16 protein-coding genes are annotated in these 17,618 nt (G+C 63.6%); 3 read left to right on the top strand and 13 right to left on the bottom strand.

The genetic code is table 11. The features are described from left to right. Window positions 1-16 precede the first annotated feature (16 nt). A complete protein-coding gene (locus G6N74_RS13815; protein ID WP_165118250.1) occupies window positions 17-910 on the bottom strand; it encodes a dihydrodipicolinate synthase family protein in 894 nt (297 codons plus the stop codon). A gap of 109 nt (window positions 911-1,019) precedes the next feature. Here G6N74_RS13815 and G6N74_RS13810 point away from each other — a divergent pair, with 109 nt between their 5' ends. Continuing rightward, window positions 1,020-1,691 (top strand): GntR family transcriptional regulator, encoded by a 672-nt coding sequence (locus G6N74_RS13810; protein WP_165118248.1) that lies wholly within the window; start codon window positions 1,020-1,022, stop codon window positions 1,689-1,691. Between the two features lie 438 nt (window positions 1,692-2,129). Here G6N74_RS13810 and G6N74_RS13805 read toward each other — a convergent pair whose 3' ends face one another. Continuing rightward, on the bottom strand, window positions 2,130-3,626 hold the full coding sequence (locus G6N74_RS13805) for a CoA-acylating methylmalonate-semialdehyde dehydrogenase (RefSeq protein WP_165118246.1): 1,497 nt from the start codon (window positions 3,624-3,626) through the stop codon (window positions 2,130-2,132). 204 nt (window positions 3,627-3,830) lie between these two features. Between G6N74_RS13805 and G6N74_RS13800 the strand changes: the two genes are divergently transcribed. Beyond that, window positions 3,831-4,712 (top strand): LysR family transcriptional regulator, encoded by an 882-nt coding sequence (locus G6N74_RS13800; RefSeq protein ID WP_165118244.1) that lies wholly within the window; start codon window positions 3,831-3,833, stop codon window positions 4,710-4,712. 15 nt (window positions 4,713-4,727) lie between these two features. On the opposite strand, the gene G6N74_RS13795 is transcribed toward G6N74_RS13800, so the two are convergent. The 8 genes from G6N74_RS13795 to rsfS all read right to left on the bottom strand — a co-directional run bounded on the left by G6N74_RS13795 (window position 4,728) and on the right by rsfS (window position 13,011). Further along, window positions 4,728-5,981 carry a D-amino acid dehydrogenase gene (locus G6N74_RS13795; protein WP_165118242.1) on the bottom strand — a complete coding sequence of 418 codons (1,254 nt, stop codon included), beginning with the start codon at window positions 5,979-5,981 and terminating at the stop codon, window positions 4,728-4,730. A gap of 41 nt (window positions 5,982-6,022) precedes the next feature. Further along, on the bottom strand, window positions 6,023-7,156 hold the full coding sequence (gene alr / locus G6N74_RS13790) for an alanine racemase (protein ID WP_165118240.1): 1,134 nt from the start codon (window positions 7,154-7,156) through the stop codon (window positions 6,023-6,025). Between the two features lie 263 nt (window positions 7,157-7,419). After that, window positions 7,420-7,938: an RNA pyrophosphohydrolase gene (locus G6N74_RS13785; RefSeq protein ID WP_165118238.1), complete on the bottom strand. Its 519-nt coding sequence runs from the start codon at window positions 7,936-7,938 to the stop codon at window positions 7,420-7,422. Between the two features lie 8 nt (window positions 7,939-7,946). Beyond that, entirely contained in the window at window positions 7,947-9,110 is a 1,164-nt protein-coding gene (locus G6N74_RS13780) for a divergent polysaccharide deacetylase family protein (protein ID WP_165118236.1), read from the bottom strand. A gap of 210 nt (window positions 9,111-9,320) precedes the next feature. Next, window positions 9,321-10,649 carry a S41 family peptidase gene (locus G6N74_RS13775; protein ID WP_165118234.1) on the bottom strand — a complete coding sequence of 443 codons (1,329 nt, stop codon included), beginning with the start codon at window positions 10,647-10,649 and terminating at the stop codon, window positions 9,321-9,323. Further along, entirely contained in the window at window positions 10,639-11,970 is a 1,332-nt protein-coding gene (locus G6N74_RS13770) for a murein hydrolase activator EnvC family protein (RefSeq protein ID WP_165118232.1), read from the bottom strand. The genes G6N74_RS13775 and G6N74_RS13770 overlap by 11 nt, the downstream gene beginning before the upstream one ends. A gap of 132 nt (window positions 11,971-12,102) precedes the next feature. After that, the gene (rlmH, locus tag G6N74_RS13765; protein ID WP_165118230.1) at window positions 12,103-12,585 is read right to left on the bottom strand and encodes a 23S rRNA (pseudouridine(1915)-N(3))-methyltransferase RlmH; all 483 of its coding nucleotides are present in this window, start codon (window positions 12,583-12,585) and stop codon (window positions 12,103-12,105) included. 48 nt (window positions 12,586-12,633) lie between these two features. Continuing rightward, complete coding sequence (gene rsfS, locus G6N74_RS13760) at window positions 12,634-13,011, bottom strand: ribosome silencing factor (protein WP_165118228.1); 378 nt, start codon at window positions 13,009-13,011, stop codon at window positions 12,634-12,636. A 279-nt stretch (window positions 13,012-13,290) separates the two neighbouring features. Between rsfS and G6N74_RS13755 the strand changes: the two genes are divergently transcribed. Further along, window positions 13,291-14,100, top strand: a complete 810-nt coding sequence (locus G6N74_RS13755) for a mechanosensitive ion channel family protein (RefSeq protein ID WP_165118226.1) — start codon at window positions 13,291-13,293, stop codon at window positions 14,098-14,100. Between the two features lie 14 nt (window positions 14,101-14,114). On the opposite strand, the gene G6N74_RS13750 is transcribed toward G6N74_RS13755, so the two are convergent. From G6N74_RS13750 to proB, 3 genes are all read right to left on the bottom strand, one after another. Then, window positions 14,115-14,705 carry a nicotinate-nucleotide adenylyltransferase gene (locus tag G6N74_RS13750; RefSeq protein ID WP_165118852.1) on the bottom strand — a complete coding sequence of 197 codons (591 nt, stop codon included), beginning with the start codon at window positions 14,703-14,705 and terminating at the stop codon, window positions 14,115-14,117. Between the two features lie 244 nt (window positions 14,706-14,949). Continuing rightward, window positions 14,950-16,236, bottom strand: coding sequence for a glutamate-5-semialdehyde dehydrogenase (locus G6N74_RS13745; protein ID WP_165118224.1), 1,287 nt, complete (start codon window positions 16,234-16,236; stop codon window positions 14,950-14,952). 3 nt (window positions 16,237-16,239) lie between these two features. Next, a complete protein-coding gene (gene proB / locus G6N74_RS13740; RefSeq protein ID WP_165118222.1) occupies window positions 16,240-17,391 on the bottom strand; it encodes a glutamate 5-kinase in 1,152 nt (383 codons plus the stop codon). Window positions 17,392-17,618 lie beyond the last annotated feature (227 nt).

Below are 17,618 nucleotides of genomic sequence, written 5' to 3'. Positions count from 1 at the left end.
TCTCTGATTTCAGCGATCAGAAAGACGGCAATACAGGCCTGACTGCAAGTGCATCCTTGACGATCTTCTCGACCGCGTTGCGGCGCTCGCCCGAAAGCGGCTGGCGCGGCATGCGTACGCGGTCATTTGTGCCGATGGCGTGAACCTCGGCAAGCTTGATGTTCTGGACCAGATAGCTCGAGACGTCGAGGTCTAGCAGCGGGCGGAACCAGCGATAGATGGCGAGCGCCTCTTCCCGGCGACCCTGCTTCATGAGCTGGTAGATCGCCACCGTCTCGCGCGGAAAGGCCGTGACAAGACCGGCAACCCAACCAATGGCGCCAACGCTGAGCGCCTCGAAGGCCAGATTGTCGACGCCGGTGAAAAGATCAAAACGGTCGCCGAAGCGGTTGATGATCTCGGTCGAGCGGCGGATGTCATCTGACGATTCCTTGACCGCGACGAACAGCGGATCGGAAGCCAGCTCCTCCATTACCTCGATGGTGACATCGACGCGGTAGGCGACGCGGTTGGAATAGATCATCACCGGCAAGCCGCCGCCAGCGGCCATCGCCTTCAGCGTGGCGACCGTCTCCTGCGGGTTGGTGTGGTAGATCGGGCTCGGCACGATCATCAGGCCGTCGGCCCCTGCTTTAGCCGCCTGCTTGGCAATCGCGGCGCCCTCACGCGTTCCCGCCTCGTTGATGGTCAGAAGCACCGGCTTGCCGTTGGCAACGCCCTGCGCCGTCTTCAGCACCGAAAGCTTTTCCTCGACCGACAGCATCGGCCCCTCGCCCAGCGAACCGGCGACGATGATGCCGTCGCAACCCGCTTCCATCTGCAGCGTAAAGCAGCGCTCCATCTCGGCATGGTCGAGGCGGTCGTCCTCGGTGAATTTGGTCGTTACGGCGGGAAAGACTCCGGTCCACATATCGGTCGCTCCATCTGATATACCACAGATATATCTGTAAAGAATTCCTTCTGTCAATTGGCTTTGCAGCCTGATATATCAAAAAATATATTAACCGGAATGAGCAGCCTTGAATACCGTCGACAGCAAGCCGGAACGCGTGGACATCGCCGAATCCGCCAGCGCGAAAGCCTATCGCGTGCTCGAAAAAATGATCGTCACGCTCGAACTGGCACCCGGCAGCGTCACCACCGAGAAGGCGCTGATCGAAAAACTGTCGCTCGGGCGCACCCCCGTTCGCGAGGCGATCCAGCGCCTGGCATGGGAAGGGCTGGTCTCGGTGCGTCCGCGCGCCGGCCTCGAGATCGCACCGCTGCATGCCGGCGACTGGCTGCGCGTGCTCGATGCACGCCGTGGCGTGGAGGTGATTCTGGCCCGTTCGGCCGCGCGCTTCGCCACCGCTGAAATGTCCAGCCGTTTCCAGGAGACGGCGATGGCCATGCACGATGCCGTGCTGACCAACGACGTCGCCGGCTATCTCGAGGCCGACAAGTCGCTCGACGAGGCCATGGCGCTCGCCGCCGACAACCGTTTCGCCGCCCAGCTCGTCGCGCCCCTGCAGACGCATAGCCGCCGTTTCTGGTTCCGCTTCCAGAGCGGAACGGGCCTCGCCGAGGCCGCCGGCAACCACGTCTCACTCATCCGCGCCATCCTCGAACGCGACGAGGAAGCCGCCGGCATCGAAGCCGACCGGCTGATGGCGCTCCTGCGCTTGCACGCGCAGGCCGCTGCGATGCGGTGATTCCTACGCCGAAGCTGCGGTTCCTCGCCCCCGCTCTTGCGGGGGAGAGGTGGTTTGCGAAGCAAACCGGATAGGGGGAGGATGAAGCGCGGTAGGCTGGCGGAGGGGCGTCGATCATATCGGGGTTGCCGAGATCAACGAGATCCCCCTCTCCGTCTCGGGCTTCGCCCGAGCCACCTCTCCCCCACTTCGTAGGGGCGAGGAAACGCCAATCGCCAACCCCGCGCGCGCCCACAAACAAACAAAAAGAGCGCGGACGATGCCGCGCTCTTTGAAATCAATTCATCGCAGGCCCGGAGGCTGCTTGATAACTCGCCCTGCTGAGTCATATGGGGTGGTTTTCGAGAACCGGAGCGAAGCGTACATTTAAGTACGTGAGCACCGGAAGCGCAGAAAACCGCGTCAGATGGCCAGCAGGGTAGAGTTAGCGGGCGGTCTCTAGTTCATCGTCGGAATGACGAACTCAGCCCCATCCTTCACACCCGAAGGCCAACGCGAGGTGACCGTCTTGGTCTTGGTGTAGAAGCGGAAGGCGTCCGCGCCGTGCTGGTTGAGGTCACCGAAGGACGAAGCCTTCCAGCCGCCGAAGGTGTAGTAGGCGATCGGCACCGGGATCGGCACGTTCACGCCGACCATGCCGACCTGAACGCGGGATGCAAAATCGCGTGCCGCATCGCCGTCGCGGGTGAAGATGGCGACGCCATTGCCCATTTCATGATCGTTGGCGAGCTTGATGGCGTTTTCGTAGGTCGGCGCGCGGACGACCGAGAGCACAGGCCCAAAGATTTCTTCCTTGTAGATGCGCATGTCGGCGGTAACATTGTCGAACAGGCAGCCGCCCATGTAGTAGCCGTTCTCATAGCCCTGCATCTTGAAGCCGCGTCCGTCGACGACGAGCTTGGCGCCTTCTTTCACGCCGATGTCGACGTAACCCTTGATACGCTCCAGCGCCTGCGCTGTCACGACAGGACCGAAATCGGCCGAGGAATCTGTCGAGGGGCCGACCTTCAGGCTTTCGACGCGGGGAACCAGCTTTTCCATCAGGCGGTTGGCGGTATCCTCACCGACGGGAACGGCAACCGAGATGGCCATGCAACGCTCGCCGGCCGAGCCGTAGCCGGCGCCGATGAGGGCGTCGACGGTCTGGTCCATGTCGGCGTCGGGCATGATGATCATGTGGTTCTTGGCACCGCCGAAGCACTGCACGCGCTTGCCGTTGGCGCAGCCGCGCGAATAGATGTACTGCGCGATCGGCGTCGAGCCGACGAACCCGATGGCCTTGATGTCAGGATCGTCGAGAATGGCGTCGACCACCGTCTTGTCGCCATTGACGACGTTGAGCACGCCAGCCGGCAGGCCGGCCTCGAGGAACAGTTCGGCAATGCGCAGCGGCACGCCCGGATCACGCTCGGAAGGCTTGAGGATGAAGGCGTTGCCGCAGGCGAGCGCCGGGCCGATCTTCCACAGCGGGATCATGGCCGGGAAGTTGAACGGGGTGATGCCGGCAACGACGCCGAGCGGCTGGCGCATCGAGTAAACATCGATGCCGGTGCCGGCATTGTCGGTGAATTCGCCCTTCATCATATGCGGCGCGCCGATGCAGACCTCGATCACTTCGAGGCCGCGCTGGATGTCGCCCTTGGCGTCGGCAATGGTCTTGCCATGCTCGCGGGCCAGAAGTTCGGCCAGTGAATCATATTCGCGGTTGGCCAGTTCGAGGAATTTCATCAGCACGCGCGCGCGGCGCTGCGGGTTGGTCGCGGCCCAGCCGACCTGAGCGGCCTTGGCGTTCTCGACGGCTGCGCGCAGTTCGGCAGCCGATGCCAGCGCCACCGTGCCGCGCACCGTGCCATCCATCGGCTGCATCACGTCCTGCTTGCGCCCGCTGGCTCCCGCGACATGCTTGCCGCCGATGAAATGACCGTAGTCGACCATGATTTCTCTCCCTGGGGATTTTGTTCAGTGGGGCCATCTTCCCGCTTTGTCGCGCGCATTGCAACGCGAGCGAAAAACCAACCGTTGTGCAGAAAGTAGAGTACAGAGCGGTGCTGAATATGATTTAATGCAAATAAGAGGACGCGCCGGCACTTCCTTCTCCCTGTTCACGGGGAGAAGATGGCTTGCCGCAACGGAGGAACCATGAACTGGGACGATGTCAGAATATTCCTCGCGGTCGCCCGCGCCGGCCAGATCCTCGGTGCTGCACGCCGGCTGGAACTCAACCACGCCACCGTGTCGCGCCGAGTCGTCGCTCTTGAGGAAGCGCTCAATACAAAGCTGTTTCGGCGGCTGACCACCGGCAGCGAGTTGACGCCCGCCGGCGAGCGTTTTCTGGAAGTCGCCGAGCGCATGGAAGCCGACATGATCTCCGCACGTGCCGAGATCGCCGGCGAAGGCGACGCGGTTTCGGGCACCGTGCGCATCGGCGCGCCGGACGGCATCGGCGTTGCGTTCCTTGCATCGCGCCTCGGAAAACTCACCGCAATGCACCGCGACCTGAAGATCCAGCTGGTGCCGGTGCCGCGCTCCTTCTCGCTGTCGCGGCGCGAGGCCGACATCGCCATCACCGTCGAGCGGCCGAGCGAAGGCCGCCTCGTTGCCGGCAAGCTGGTCGACTACACGCTCGGCCTCTTCGCCTCGCGCGCCTATGCCGAGGAAAACGGCCTGCCGCAAACAGTGGCTGAACTCGCAAACCATCGCCTCGTCGGCTATGTGCCGGACCTCGTCGTCAGCCCCTCGCTCGACTACGCCGCAGAATTCAGCCCCGAATGGAACGCCGGCTTTTCCATCTCGTCGAGCCTCGGCCAGACCGAGGCAGTGCGGGCGGGTGCGGGCATCGGCATGCTACACACCTTCATTGCTCGCTCGCTGCCCGAACTCGTGCCGGTGCCAGCGGCAAAACCAATCCGCCGCGCCTATTGGCTCGTCTACCACGAATCCGTTCGCCCGTTGCGCCGCATCCAGACTGTCGCCGGCTACATCACCAAGGCGGTGGAAGCGGAGCGCGCGCTGTTCGTGTAATGCACCGGGGACAGTTTAGCCGTAGCGGCTGAGGTTGAGTGCGCCCGTATCGATCTCCGGCGTCTTGCCGGAGACGATATCGGCAAGCACACGGCCCGAGCCGCAGGACATGGTCCAGCCGAGTGTGCCGTGGCCGGTGTTGAGGAAGAGATTGTCATAGCGCGTCTTGCCGATGATCGGCGGGCCGTCCGGCGTCATCGGGCGCAGGCCGCACCAGAAGCTCGCTTCCTTCACCGCGCCGCCATTCGGGAACAGGTCGGAGACCGAATGTTCCAGCGTGTCGCGCCGCGCCTGGTGCAGGCTGAGGTCGTAGCCCGAGATTTCCGCGGTGCCGCCGACGCGGATGCGGTCGCCGAGACGCGTGATCGCGACCTTGTAGGTTTCGTCCATGACCGTCGAGACCGGAGCGCCGTCAGCATTGGTGATCGGCACGGTGATGGAATAGCCCTTTACGGGATAAACCGGCACGGAAAGCCCTAGCGGCTTCAAAATGATCGGCGAATAGCTGCCAAGCGCCACGACATAGGCGTCGGCGGTCAGCACCCCGGCGCTGGTGGCGACGCCGGTGATCCGCCCGCCTTCGGTGATGATCTTCTCGATCTTCGTGTTGAAACGGAAGCTCACGCCGCGCCCGGCGCAATGCGCGGCCAGACGCTCGGTGAACATCTGGCAGTCACCCGTCTCGTCGCCCGGCAGCCGCAGGCCGCCGACGAATTTTCCTTTCACGGCGGCCAGCGCCGGCTCAGCGCCGATGCAGCCGGCAGGGTCCAGCACCTCGAACGGCACGCCGAACTGCTTCAGCACCTCGACGTCGCCGCCAATGCCGTCGAGCTGCTTCTGCGTGCGGAAAAGCTGCAGCGTGCCCTGGCTGCGCTCGTCATAGGCGATGCCGGTCGAGGCGCGCAACGCCATCAGCATGTCGCGGCTGTATTCGGCAATCGGCACCATGCGCGCCTTGTTGACGGCGTAGCGCGCCGAGGTGCAGTTGCCGAGCATCTTCAACAGCCACAACCACATCGCCGGATCGAATTTCGGGCGAACGACCAGCGGGCCATGGCGCATCAGCAGCCATTTGATCGCCTTCATCGGAATGCCGGGCCCGGCCCAGGGCGAGGAGTAGCCGGGCGACACTTCGCCGGCATTGGCGAAGCTGGTTTCCAGCGCCGGGCCGCTCTGGCGGTCCACCACCTCGACCTCATGGCCGGCTTCCGCCAGATAATGCGCGCTGGTGATACCCACCACGCCGCTTCCCAGAACAAGAACCTTCATTGCAGAACCCCTTGAAAATTGCCTGCGGCGGGAGAGCCCCCTCAGCCGCCTTCGTAAATCCGATGAAAACGATGGCCGAGCCCGGTCAGCACCTCGTAGCCGATGGTGCCGGCATGACCGGCAACGTCGTCCACCGTCTGGTGGCTGCCGATCATCTCGACCAGATCGCCGGCCTTCAGCGCGCCTTCGGGCAGCGCCGAGATGTCGATGATGATGCTGTCCATCGAGACGCGGCCGACGAAGGGCAGCCTGACGCCGTTGAAGAAAGCACCCGCCGCCGCGCGGCGGTGCCAGCCATCGGCATAGCCGAGCGAGATCGTCGCGGCCCGCAGCGGCCCGGTGGTACGGAAGGTGTGGCCGTAGCCGACGCCGATATCGGCCTCCAGCGTGCGCGTCTGGATCACCTTTGCCGAAAGCCGGATGACCTCGCGCATCGGGTTCGGCTTGCCCGGCGTCGGATTGATGCCGTAGAGCGCCGCACCCGGCCGAGCGAGATCGTAATGATAGTCCGGCCCGAGAAATATGCCCGACGAATTGGTGAGCGAAGCAGGTGCCGCCGGCAGCAGCGAACGCAGGAGATCGAACGCCTTTTTCTGCGCGGCATTGGCCGGATGCTCCGGCTCGTCGGCGCAGGCGAGATGGCTCATCACCAGTCTGACCTCGACGCCTTCCAGCAGGCCCGGATTCCGCGCCAGCGTCTCGACCTCTCCCGGCATCATGCCGAGCCGCGACATGCCGCTGTCGACCTGAAGCGCCACCGGCAGCTTCCTGCCGAGTGCCCTCGCCGCGGCAGCCCAGGCGGCAAGTTGCTCGAGGCTGTTGGCTATCGTGATCAGATCAGCGGCGGCAGCTTCAGCTTCCGCGCCGGGCGGCGTGCCGTTCAGGATGTAGATTTCGGGACCATCACTGAGCACGGCGCGCAGGGTCAGCCCTTCGCCGAGATGCGCAACGAAGAACGTGTCGCATCCCTCGGCAAGCAGTGCCTTCGCCACTTCGGCCGCACCCAGCCCATAGCCATCGGCCTTGACCACGCCGGCGCAGCGCGTTGCTCCGAGATGGCTCTTCAGCAGCCGGTAGTTTTCGCGCAACGCCGAGAGGTCGATCGTCAGCAACGCACCCGCCTCCGCGAGGCTCGGCTGCGATGTTTCGCATTTTCTTGCGTCGTCCCGGTCCATTCCGCTCGAAATCCTCAGATTTCAGCGCGCAATCATCAACTTTAGATGATTGTTTGCGCAATATACCAAAATTACGCCAAATCCTTTCAATAAACTGTGTATTCTTCGAGGATCGTGCGTAAACCTCCCATAATGCAAACAAGGTTGCACTGCAACATCAGCTTGCAGCGAAAGCGCAGCTTACGTTGGATCAGGCGACGGCGAAACGCCGCGCGCGCGGGGAATTTATCAGAGGTGTCGGCGGAGGCCTCAGCCCGCGCCTATCACGGCGCCAGATGGCGGAAGGCCGCGACGACCTCCTCATAGAGCTTGCGCTTGAACGGCACGATCAGCTCGGGCAGGTCGGTCATCGGCTTCCACGCCCAGTCGTCGAATTCCGGCTCATGCCCGCCAGGCGGCGGGTTGATGGCGATTTCGCTTTCGTTGCCTTCGAAGCGGAAGGCGAACCATCTTTGCGTCTGGCCGCGATATTTGCCCTTGAATGCGATGCCGAGCTTGTCGGCGGGCAGGTCGTAATTGATCCAACGCGGCGCTTCGGCCAGCAGCGAGACGCTGCGCATGCCGGTTTCCTCGTAGAGCTCGCGCAGGGCCGCCGGCAGCGGGTCCTCACCCTTGTCGATGCCGCCCTGCGGCATCTGCCAGAGCTTGTCGGCGCCCGCCATCTCGCTGTCCGGTTCGGCGATGCGATGGCCGGACCAGACCAGCCCGTCGCCATTCAGCACCATGATGCCGACGCAAGGGCGATAGGGCAGTGATTCCGGATCGATTTTCTTCTTTGCCATGATGTCCTTCAGCCGCGTTCCGGGTCGGTGGCGAGTGCCGAGATCGGCACGATTTCGATGCCGCGCCGCTTTGCTTCCTCGACCCAGGAGGAGACGGCATCGACTGTCATGTCGAAGGCCGATCCCGTGCCGATGGCAAAGCCCTTGGCGCGCGCCGTGCTTTCGAGTTGGTCGAGTTTCTTCAGGATTTCGCCACGGTCGCGCACCGCATCGATCGTGGCATCGGCGACGGCGACCGGCACGCGGTTCTTCAGCGCCAGTTCCGGCGCCACGCTGCGCGCCGTCGAGCCATCGTCGAGATAGAGCAGGCCGCGCTTGCCGAGTTCGGCCATGACCGGCCCCATCGCTGCCGCGTCGGCGGCAAACCGCGCGCCCATATAGTTCATCACGCCGGTGTAGTTGGTCGTGCGCGACAGGGTCCAGCGCAGGTTCTTCAAATTCTCGGCGGCGGGTGCCGCCACAGTCAGCGTGTTGCGGCCCGGATTGACGTTGGGATAATCGAAAGGCTCCAGCGCCACCTGCATGACGATCTCGTGGCCCTTGCGGCGGCCTTCCTGCATCCAGCGGCTGATGCTGTTGCCCCCCGGCGCAAAGGCCAGCGTGACTTCCGGCGGCAGCTTGGCGATTGCCTGCTGCGTGCCGGTCTGCGACAGGCCAAGACCGCCGATGACGATCGCCACACGCGCGCCGCGCGCGCCGGACCATGGCCGCGCATAGACATCGAACGGCCGCCGGCCGTCAGCAGCGCGGATCGGCAGGGGCCCCGTTTCGCTCTGCTCGATCAGCGCCTTGTCGGGCAGATGCGCAACGCGCAGGTTCTGGCCCAGTGCGGAGGGGTCGCGGATGACGACGACGCCGTTCGAAGCCCCCTGCGGCGGTTCGACATGAATGATGGATGGGCCATCGGTGGGCTGGCTAGCCGTGTTCTCGGGTGCTGCCGGAGCAGCAGCCTCCACCTTTGCCGGCTCTGTCACCTGCGGCGTCGAAACGGCAACCAGCGACGGATTGCGGAACGGCCGTTCCCGAAAGGCGATCAAACTGGAGCCGGCAACGATCGCGATTGCCGCCAGCACCAGCACGGCTGGACCGGCGCGCAGCGAAAAGCCGCGCGATGACCGGCGCGACACAGCGGCAGCCTGACCTAGCGGGCGATCGATTTCCTTATCGGACAAGCCGTATTCCTTAGAGAATCGGACCGGACAACGGATATCCGTTGTCGCAGAATCCGCCGCCCAACTAAAGAGCGTGCTGCTTGAGAAACCCCGTTTTTCGTTTGCTCAGAGGGATATCGGCGAGAAGCCGCGCCATAAAAAAATCCGCCGGAAATTTCCGGCGGATTTGCATTTCAAACACTGCAGCAGATGGCGTCTGCCCGGCAGCGCTTACTGGTTGTTCATGACTGCCTTTTCAGGGCTCGGCGGGAAAGCCGGGTCGGTCTTGTTGCCACGGAGCAGGTCCAGCGCATAGTTGAGCTGGATGTCGTCCTTGGCTTCCGGCGGCACATAGGCCGACGAGCCGGAACCCTGGTCGCTCTCTTCCACGCCCTTGATATGGCCCTTCAGGTCTGACTCGCCGCGCGTCAGATCGCGGCCCTTCAGGTCGTCCGGCAGCGGCTGGTCGACCTTGATGTCAGGCGTGATGCCCTTGCCCTGGATCGATTTGCCCGACGGCGTGTAATAGAGCGCCGTCGTCAGCCGCAGCGCGCCGTTCTCGGCGAGCGGGATGATGGTCTGCACCGAACCCTTGCCGAAGGACTGCGTGCCGACCACGGTGGCGCGGCGATGATCCTGCAGCGCACCGGCAACGATTTCCGAGGCGCTGGCCGAACCGCCATTGACGAGCACGATCAGCGGCTTGCCGTCGATCAGGTCGCCTGGACGGGCATCAAAGCGGGTGATGTCCTTCGGATCGCGGCCACGGGTCGAGACGATCTCGCCCTTGTCCAGGAACGTGTCGGACACGCTCACCGCCTGGTCGAGCAGGCCGCCCGGGTTCAGGCGCAGGTCGAGCACGTAACCCTTGAGCTTGTCGTTCGGCACCTGCTTCTTGATCGTGTCGATGGCGTTCTGCAGGTCGTCGAAGGTCTTTTCGGTGAAGGAGGTGATCTTCATGTAGCCGACGTCGTTCTCGACGCGGTACTTCACCGCCTTGACCTTGATGATGTCGCGCGTGACCGACAGCTCGATCGGCTTGTCGGCGCCTTCGCGCAGGATCGTCAGCTTGATCGGCGTGCCGACCGGCCCGCGCATCTTCTCGACCGCGTCGTTGAGCGTCAGGCCGCGCACTTCCTCGCCATCGATCTTGGCAATGAAATCGCCGGCAAGCACACCGGCCTTGGCTGCGGGCGTGTCGTCGATCGGGGTGATGACCTTGACCAGATCGTTTTCCATCGTCACTTCGATGCCGAGGCCGCCGAACTCGCCCTTGGTCTGGACGCGCATGTCCTTGGCGGCTTCCGCGTTCATGTAGGACGAATGCGGATCGAGGGAGGTCAGCATGCCGTTGACGGCGCTTTCGACCAGCGACTTCTCATCCGGCGGCGTCACATACTGCGCCCGCACGCGCTCGAAAATGTCGCCGAAGATCGCCAGTTGGCGATAGGTCTCGGACCCTGCCGCATTGGCTGTCGAGCCCGGCGCCCCATAGACGAGCGTCATTGCAGAAGCGCCCATGAGCGCACCTGCAAACAGAAGCGACAATTTACGTATCATTTCCTGTCCTTCCAGAAAGACGCTCCGCCCACCATGGGGTCGGATCGACCGGTTTTCCATCCTTGCGGAACTCAACATAGAGCTCCGGACCAATATTTCCACTTGGCGAAGCCGCGGTGCTAGCCACCCTGGCCTCTCCCATCGCGCCGATCGGTTCGCCCGCGAGCACGGACTGACCCAGCGAGACGCTGATTCTGCTCATGCCCGCCAGAACGACATGATAACCGTCGCCCGCGTTCAGGATCAAGAGTTGTCCATAAGAACGGAAAGGCCCCGCATACAATACGCTTCCATCGGCCGGCGCGGTGACGATGGCGCCCGATTGTGTCGCAACCATGTCGCCATGCATCACGCCGCCGTTATCGTCCTTGGCGCCGAATCGCTTCTTGATCCGGCCGGTGACCGGCAGTGAAACCTGCCCGCGCAGGGCCGAAAAGGGCGCGGTCGCGGTCAGGCGATTGGCCTCGGGCGGCGCGGTGCGCTCGGCCTCGCTGGCAAGGCGTTGTTCTTCCGCCTTTTTTTCCGCTTCCGCCTGCTTGCGGCTGTCGTCAGCCTGCTTTTCCAGCGAAGCGATAAGCCCCTGCAGGCTGCCTGCCTTCGCGGCAAGCTTTTCCGAATTGCTCTGCTCTTCCTTCAGCGCCGTCTCGGTCTCGCCCTGCAGGCGCTGCTTCTGCTCGAGCAGCAAGCTGAGCCGCTTCTTTTCCGTCAATTGATCGGCGACCGACGCCACCAGCCGCTGGCGCTCGGCGTCGATCGAGGCGGTGACGCGCGACATTTCCTTCATGTCGGCAAGAAGAATTTCCGTCTCCGAGCGCAGTTCGGGCACGACGGCGCCGAGCAGAATGGCGCTGCGCACCGAAGACAGCGCATCCTCCGGCTTAACAAGGATCGCCGGCGGCGGGTTCAGCCCCATGCGCTCCAATGCGCCCAGAACCTCCGCGAGAACGCCGCGCCGCGCCGCCAGAGACTGCCGGATGCCGTCTTCCTGATCCTTCAGCCCCTCGAGCCGGCCGGTGATCTCGTCGATATCCTCGCTGAGCTTCTTTTCGGTCTTGGCTGATTGGATAAGGGCTGCGGTGATCGTCGCATGATCCTTGCGGACCTTGGCGATATCGGCGGAAAGCTGCTCCAGTCTGGCGGCCGAAAGCGTCATGTCCTGCGACACGCTCTCGTATTCGGCCTGGCGTGCTGCCTGATCGGCGACGATCGCGTCGGCGTCCTGGGCCTGGGCGACGGCAACGGCGAGCACAAGCGCTGCCACGGCGAAGACGCCGCGGCGCAACCGCCAAAACCCTGCTCTCCCAACCACTGTCCCAGACATTCCAATGCGCCGTGTGTTCCGGCCTGACCTTAGCGATCTCTTCGTTAACGAACCATCAACCATGTCGTGAAGGTTGGATGGATGCGCAAACCCACGGTGGATTTTGTCGAATTTTCGCGCGGCGTGCCAAAATCAGGAGCGGTGATAGGGGTGGCCGGAGAGAATGGTCGCGACACGATAAAGCTGCTCGGCCAGCATGATGCGCACAAGCTGATGCGGCCATGTCAGCGCCCCGAAGGACAGCACGAGAGCTGCACTTTCCCGCAACTCGGCATCATGACCGTCCGGCCCGCCGATGGCGACGACAAGATTGCGCTGGCCGCCGTCGCGCAAGGTGCCGATCTTGCCGGCGAAATCTTCCGATGAAATGTTCCTGCCGCGCTCGTCGAGCAGGATAAGTGCAGCACCGGAGGCCAGTTGCGCGCGAAGCTTCTCCGCTTCCTCGCGCTTGCGTTCGGCAGCGGTCTGCGCGCGGCTTTCCGGCGTCTCGACGACGCCGGTGAACTCCAGCCCTATGGCCGGACCGCTCTTGGCGAAGCGGTCCAAATAACGGTCGGCCAGCTCCTTGTCGGGGCCGGCCTTCATCCGGCCCACGGCATGTACAGCAATCTTCATCCTGTCCTGACCCTAAAGCCCTGTCCCGATCCTTCGGGACGCTGGACCTTAGTGAACCGTTTCTCCGTCGAGATCCGGCGCCTGCCACATCTTTTCAAGATTGTAGAAGTCGCGGACTTCGGGGCGGAAGACGTGGACGATGATATCGCCTGAATCGATCAGGACCCAGTCGGCGCCCTCAAGCCCCTCGACGCGCGCGGTGCCGAGACCGGCTTCCTTCAGCGCCTTCAGGAGTTGATCGGCCACCGCCGCGACATGACGGTGCGACCGGCCCGATGCGATCACCATGTGATCGGCGAGGCTAGACTTCCCGTAAAGATCGATAGGGACGATGTTTTCAGCCTTGGAGTCTTCCAGACTGGCAAGGACAGTTTCTAAGGCGCGGGACACGGAGTCGTTTCCGCTCATCCCGGCCGGCGAAGGCATGATGGTTGCCTTCTTCCGCAGTGCTGTTCTCAGTGTCTTTCCTTCCGAAACAAGAACAACGAAACGCCCTGCTTTTTAATCGCAGGACACCTCATAGATAGGCAGAGTCGTGCAACACTTTCAAGACGCACAAATGCATGAGCCTCAATCGGCCGCCGACAGTGGCTGAACAGGCACGGGTTGCGATCACCCGTCCGAAGCTGCCATCATGAAATCTTTCGAGCAGGAACCGGTGGGCGGGGCGGCTTATTCGTTTCGCAGACGTGAAAGGAGCCCCTTATGGAACTCGACACCCAGGAAGCTATGGCCGCCGTTCAGGCCGGGGTGAGCCAGGCAAGCGCACTCGCCGTAACCTATTCCTTCTCGGTGCTTGGCGCGATCATCCTGCTGATCGTCGGCTATCTTGTCGCCGGTATGATCGAGCGCGCCATATTCGCCGGCCTTAGCCGCATTCGCGGCTTCGACCCGACCCTTTGCCAGTTCTTCTCGAAGATCGCGCGCTACGCGATCCTCGTGCTGGTCACCGTCATGGTGCTGGGCCAGTTCGGCGTCCAGACGGCTTCCATCATTGCCGCCATCGGCGCGATCGGCCTCGCCGTCGGCCTTGCGCTTCAGGGCACGCTGCAGAATATCGCAGCCGGCATCATGCTGCTCGTTCTCCGGCCCTTCCGCATCGGCGAATATGTCGAGATCGGTGCGGTTACCGGCACGATCGAGGAGATCGGCCTGTTCGCCACCCGCCTGCGCGCCGCCGACGGCATTTTCGTTCTGGCGCCCAATTCCACGCTGTGGAACCAGCCGGTGCGCAACCTCACGCGCAACGGCGTCCGGCGCAACGACATCACCATCGACATCGGCTACGACGCCGATATCGACCTGGCGCAATCGACATTCATGGATCTGGCGAAGGCCGACAGCCGTGTGAAAAAGGACACCGCACCGGCCGCTTTCGTCAACGAGCTGGGCGACAGCACCGTCGCAATCACCTTGAGATACTGGACGTCCGCCGCCGATTTCTTCGCCACCAAGCTCGACCTGACCAAGAAGGCAATACTGGCGTTCGAGGCCAAGGGGATATCGAACAAGTAGAACCAAAACGGCGGTCAGCCGCCGCCATTCGCCTTGCGGATGGCTGTGGACGACAGCGACGAGCGCGGGCCATGGATGAAGGTCCAGGCCGGCGCCTTCATGCGCGCCAGACGCGGCGCATCCGCCTCGTCGACGCGGGCATAGTCGAAGGTCTTGGCCACCGCCGACGACAGGAACGACAGGGTCGCGCCAGGCCGGTCGATCACCGCGATTGGAAAAGTCATGACGATCTGTCGCCAGCGCTGCCAGCGGTGAAAATCGCGCAGATTGTCGGCGCCCATGATCCAGACGAAATCGACGCCCGGATTGCGCGCCTTGATCAGTGCCAGCGTATCGGCGGTGTAGCGCACATGATGCGCCGCCTCGAAGGCGGTGACTTTTATGCGCGGGTCCTTGGCGATCTTCTCCGAAAGGCCGATGCGCTCGGCCAGCGGGGCCTGCATGCGCGAACTTTTCAGCGGGTTGCCCGGCGTCACCATCCACCAAAGCTGGTCGAGCCGCAGCCGCCGCAGCGCGATTTCGGCAACCAACGCATGACCGCCATGGGGCGGATTGAACGAGCCGCCGAACAGGCCGACCTGCATGCCCTTCTCGACATGCGGCATACGGAGATAATGGGACGCGACGCTCTCACCCTCCCCCTTGCGGGGGTCCGAAGGACGGGCGAGACCCGCGGCTCGCCCTGGCGAGTCGATCCGCGTAGCGGAGCGGGGTGGGGGTGGTGAAACCGGCACTGTCAGGTCGGAATGGAGCACATCGTCTCCACCCCCACCCCGGCTCGCAAATGCCGCTTCGCGGCATTGGTTCGCCGACCCTCCCCGCAAGGGGGAGGGTAAGACGCAAGCTTGCTCACGGCCGCACCTGCCCGGCCCCGCGCACGCGGTACTTGAAGGAGGTCAGCTGCTCGACGCCGACCGGGCCTCGCGCATGCATCTTGCCGGTGGCGATGCCGATCTCGGCGCCCATGCCGAACTCGCCGCCATCGGCGAATTGCGTCGAGGCGTTGTGCAGCAGGATCGCCGAGTCGATCTCGTTGAAAAAGCGCTCAACCGCCACCGCATCCTCGGCGACAATCGCCTCGGTATGATGCGAGGAAAAGGTCTCGATATGCTCGATCGCGCCCGAGACGCCCTCGACCAGCTTCACCGCGATGATCGCGTCGAGATACTCCGTCACCCAGTCGGCATCGGTTGCCGGCTTTGCATCGGAGAAGGCCTTCAAAACCTCCTCGTCGGCATGGATTTCGCAGCCTGCCGCCCGCAGCGCCTCGAGGATCGGCACCAGATGCGTGGACGCCACCGCACGGTCGACCAGCAGCGTCTCGGCCGCCCCGCAAATGCCAGTGCGGCGCATCTTGGCATTGACGGCGATTCCCACCGCCATGTCGAGCTTGGCCGACTTGTCGATGTAGAGATGGCAGATGCCTTCGAGATGGGCAAAGACCGGTACACGCGCCTCGGTCTGCACGCGCTCGACCAGGCTGCGCCCGCCGCGCGGAATGATAACGTCGAGATTGCCGGAAAGCCCTTTCAGCATTTCACCGACCGCCGCGCGATCCGTCGTCGGCACGAGCTGGATCGCCTCTGCCGGCAGGTTCGCCGCCTTCAGCCCCTCGACGAGGCAGGCATGGATCGCAGCCGACGAATTGAGCGAATCCGAGCCGCCGCGCAGGATGACGGGATTGCCGGCCTTCAGGCACAGCGCGCCGGCATCCGCCGTCACATTCGGGCGGCTCTCATAGATGACGCCGACAACGCCGAGCGGCGTGCGCACGCGCTCGATATGAAGGCCATTGGGACGGTCCCATTCGGCAATGACCTCGCCGACCGGATCGCGCAGTTCGGCAATCGCCCGGATGCCGTCAGCCATGTCACGAATTCGCTTCGGATCGAGCTTCAACCGGTCCATGAAGGAGCCGCTGATCCCCGATTCTTCGCCGTTCTGCACGTCGATGGCGTTGGCATCCAGAATCGCCTGCTCGCCGCGGATGATGGCCTCAGCCATGCCGATCAGGGCGGCATTCTTGCGCTCGGTGCTTGCAATGGCCAACGGTCGCGCAGCCGCGCGCGCCTTGCGGCCGATATCGGCCATCAGGGAGATCGTGTCTTCACCGGATTTTTCATGCGTCGTCAGCATGGTTCATCCTTCCGCCTGCACCGTTTCCATCATGCCCGAATGGCTCACCACCAGATCGTCGCGATGGATCATAGCCGACCGTCCTTCATAGCCAAGCACGGCGGCAATTTCATTCGTCTTCAGCCCAGCGATCCTTACGGCATCGGCGGCGTCATAGGCAATTAGGCCACGCGCAATCTCCCGGCCCTCCGGGCTGACGATCGCAACCGTGTCGCCCCGCGAAAAGTTGCCGCTGACGTTCCTGACGCCTGCCGGCAGCAGCGACTTGCCCGAAAGCAGCGCGCCGACCGCGCCGGCATCGACCGTCAGCCGGCCAGCCGGCTCGAGCTGGCCCGCAATCCAGGTCTTGTAGCCCTTCACCGGGTTGGCGCTGGGCTTGAAGAAGGTGGCACGCTCGCCGCGCTCGATGGCGCTGAGCGGGTTCAGCCGCGTGCCGGAGGTGATGATCATCGCCGTGCCCGCCGCGGTCGCGATCTTGCCGGCATCAAGCTTCGTACGCATGCCGCCGCGCGACAGCTCCGAGGCCGCAGCCCCTGCCATTGCCTCGATGTCGGGTGTGATGCGTTCGACCAGCGGAATGAATTTTGCTGCGGGATCGAGCGCCGGCGGCGCGGTGTAGAGACCATCGATATCGGACAGCAGGATCAGCAGGTCCGCGCCCATCATCGTCGCCACGCGGGCGGCCAGACGGTCGTTGTCGCCATAGCGGATTTCGGAGGTCGCCACCGTGTCGTTCTCGTTGATGACCGGCACCGCCTTCATCTTGAGCAGCGTCGAAATGGTCGCGCGCGCGTTGAGATAGCGCCGGCGCTCCTCGGTGTCGCCGAGCGTCACCAACACCTGCCCGGATTTGAGCCCGTTGCGCCCAAGCTCGTCCGACCACGCGCCGGCAAGCGCGATCTGGCCGACGGCGGCACATGCCTGGCTTTCCTCCAGCTTCAGCACCCGCTTGCCGAGGCCGAGCACGGTGCGGCCGAGGGCAATGGCGCCGGAAGACACCACCAGCACCTCAGCCCCACCTGCCGCAAGCACAGCGATGTCATCAGCGATCGAAGCCAGCCAGTCGCGCTTCAACCCGGCCGAGCGGTCGACCAGCAAGGCCGAGCCGATTTTCACCGTGATGCGCCGGTATTTTTTCAGGGAATGCGAGGTCATGTCGAAATCCCAGAGGCGTACTTAGATGCCCAGGTTTGTGCTCTACGTTGCCCCCCTCTGTCCTGCCGGACATCTCCCCCACAGGTGGGGAGATTAGCAGTGGCGATGCCGGTCCCCCTTCTGCAATGCAGGAGATTGGCGGAAGCCTTAATGACGGCCTGATCTCCCCACCTGTGGGGGAGATGTCCGGCAGGACAGAGGGGGGCAACGTAAGGCATAAACATCAA

Source organism: Mesorhizobium zhangyense (assembly GCF_011045115.1).
Lineage (GTDB): Bacteria > Pseudomonadota > Alphaproteobacteria > Rhizobiales > Rhizobiaceae > Mesorhizobium_M > Mesorhizobium_M zhangyense.
Note: the sequence above shows the minus strand (reverse complement) of the source record. Positions and strands in the feature narration are given on the sequence as shown.

Excerpts from the sequence above, each read along its gene's own strand:
- G6N74_RS13815 (WP_165118250.1), bottom strand. The coding sequence starts at position 910 with ATGTGGACCGGAGTCTTTCCCGCCGTAACGACCAAATTCACCGAGGAC.
- G6N74_RS13805 (WP_165118246.1), bottom strand. The coding sequence starts at position 3,626 with ATGGTCGACTACGGTCATTTCATCGGCGGCAAGCATGTCGCGGGAGCC.
- G6N74_RS13800 (WP_165118244.1), top strand. The coding sequence starts at position 3,831 with ATGAACTGGGACGATGTCAGAATATTCCTCGCGGTCGCCCGCGCCGGC.
- G6N74_RS13795 (WP_165118242.1), bottom strand. The coding sequence starts at position 5,981 with ATGAAGGTTCTTGTTCTGGGAAGCGGCGTGGTGGGTATCACCAGCGCG.
- alr (WP_165118240.1), bottom strand. The coding sequence starts at position 7,156 with ATGGACCGGGACGACGCAAGAAAATGCGAAACATCGCAGCCGAGCCTC.
- G6N74_RS13785 (WP_165118238.1), bottom strand. The coding sequence starts at position 7,938 with ATGGCAAAGAAGAAAATCGATCCGGAATCACTGCCCTATCGCCCTTGC.
- G6N74_RS13775 (WP_165118234.1), bottom strand. The coding sequence starts at position 10,649 with ATGATACGTAAATTGTCGCTTCTGTTTGCAGGTGCGCTCATGGGCGCT.
- G6N74_RS13770 (WP_165118232.1), bottom strand. The coding sequence starts at position 11,970 with ATGTCTGGGACAGTGGTTGGGAGAGCAGGGTTTTGGCGGTTGCGCCGC.
- rlmH (WP_165118230.1), bottom strand. The coding sequence starts at position 12,585 with ATGAAGATTGCTGTACATGCCGTGGGCCGGATGAAGGCCGGCCCCGAC.
- rsfS (WP_165118228.1), bottom strand. The coding sequence starts at position 13,011 with ATGCCTTCGCCGGCCGGGATGAGCGGAAACGACTCCGTGTCCCGCGCC.
- G6N74_RS13755 (WP_165118226.1), top strand. The coding sequence starts at position 13,291 with ATGGAACTCGACACCCAGGAAGCTATGGCCGCCGTTCAGGCCGGGGTG.
- G6N74_RS13750 (WP_165118852.1), bottom strand. The coding sequence starts at position 14,705 with ATGCCGCATGTCGAGAAGGGCATGCAGGTCGGCCTGTTCGGCGGCTCG.
- G6N74_RS13745 (WP_165118224.1), bottom strand. The coding sequence starts at position 16,236 with ATGCTGACGACGCATGAAAAATCCGGTGAAGACACGATCTCCCTGATG.
- proB (WP_165118222.1), bottom strand. The coding sequence starts at position 17,391 with ATGACCTCGCATTCCCTGAAAAAATACCGGCGCATCACGGTGAAAATC.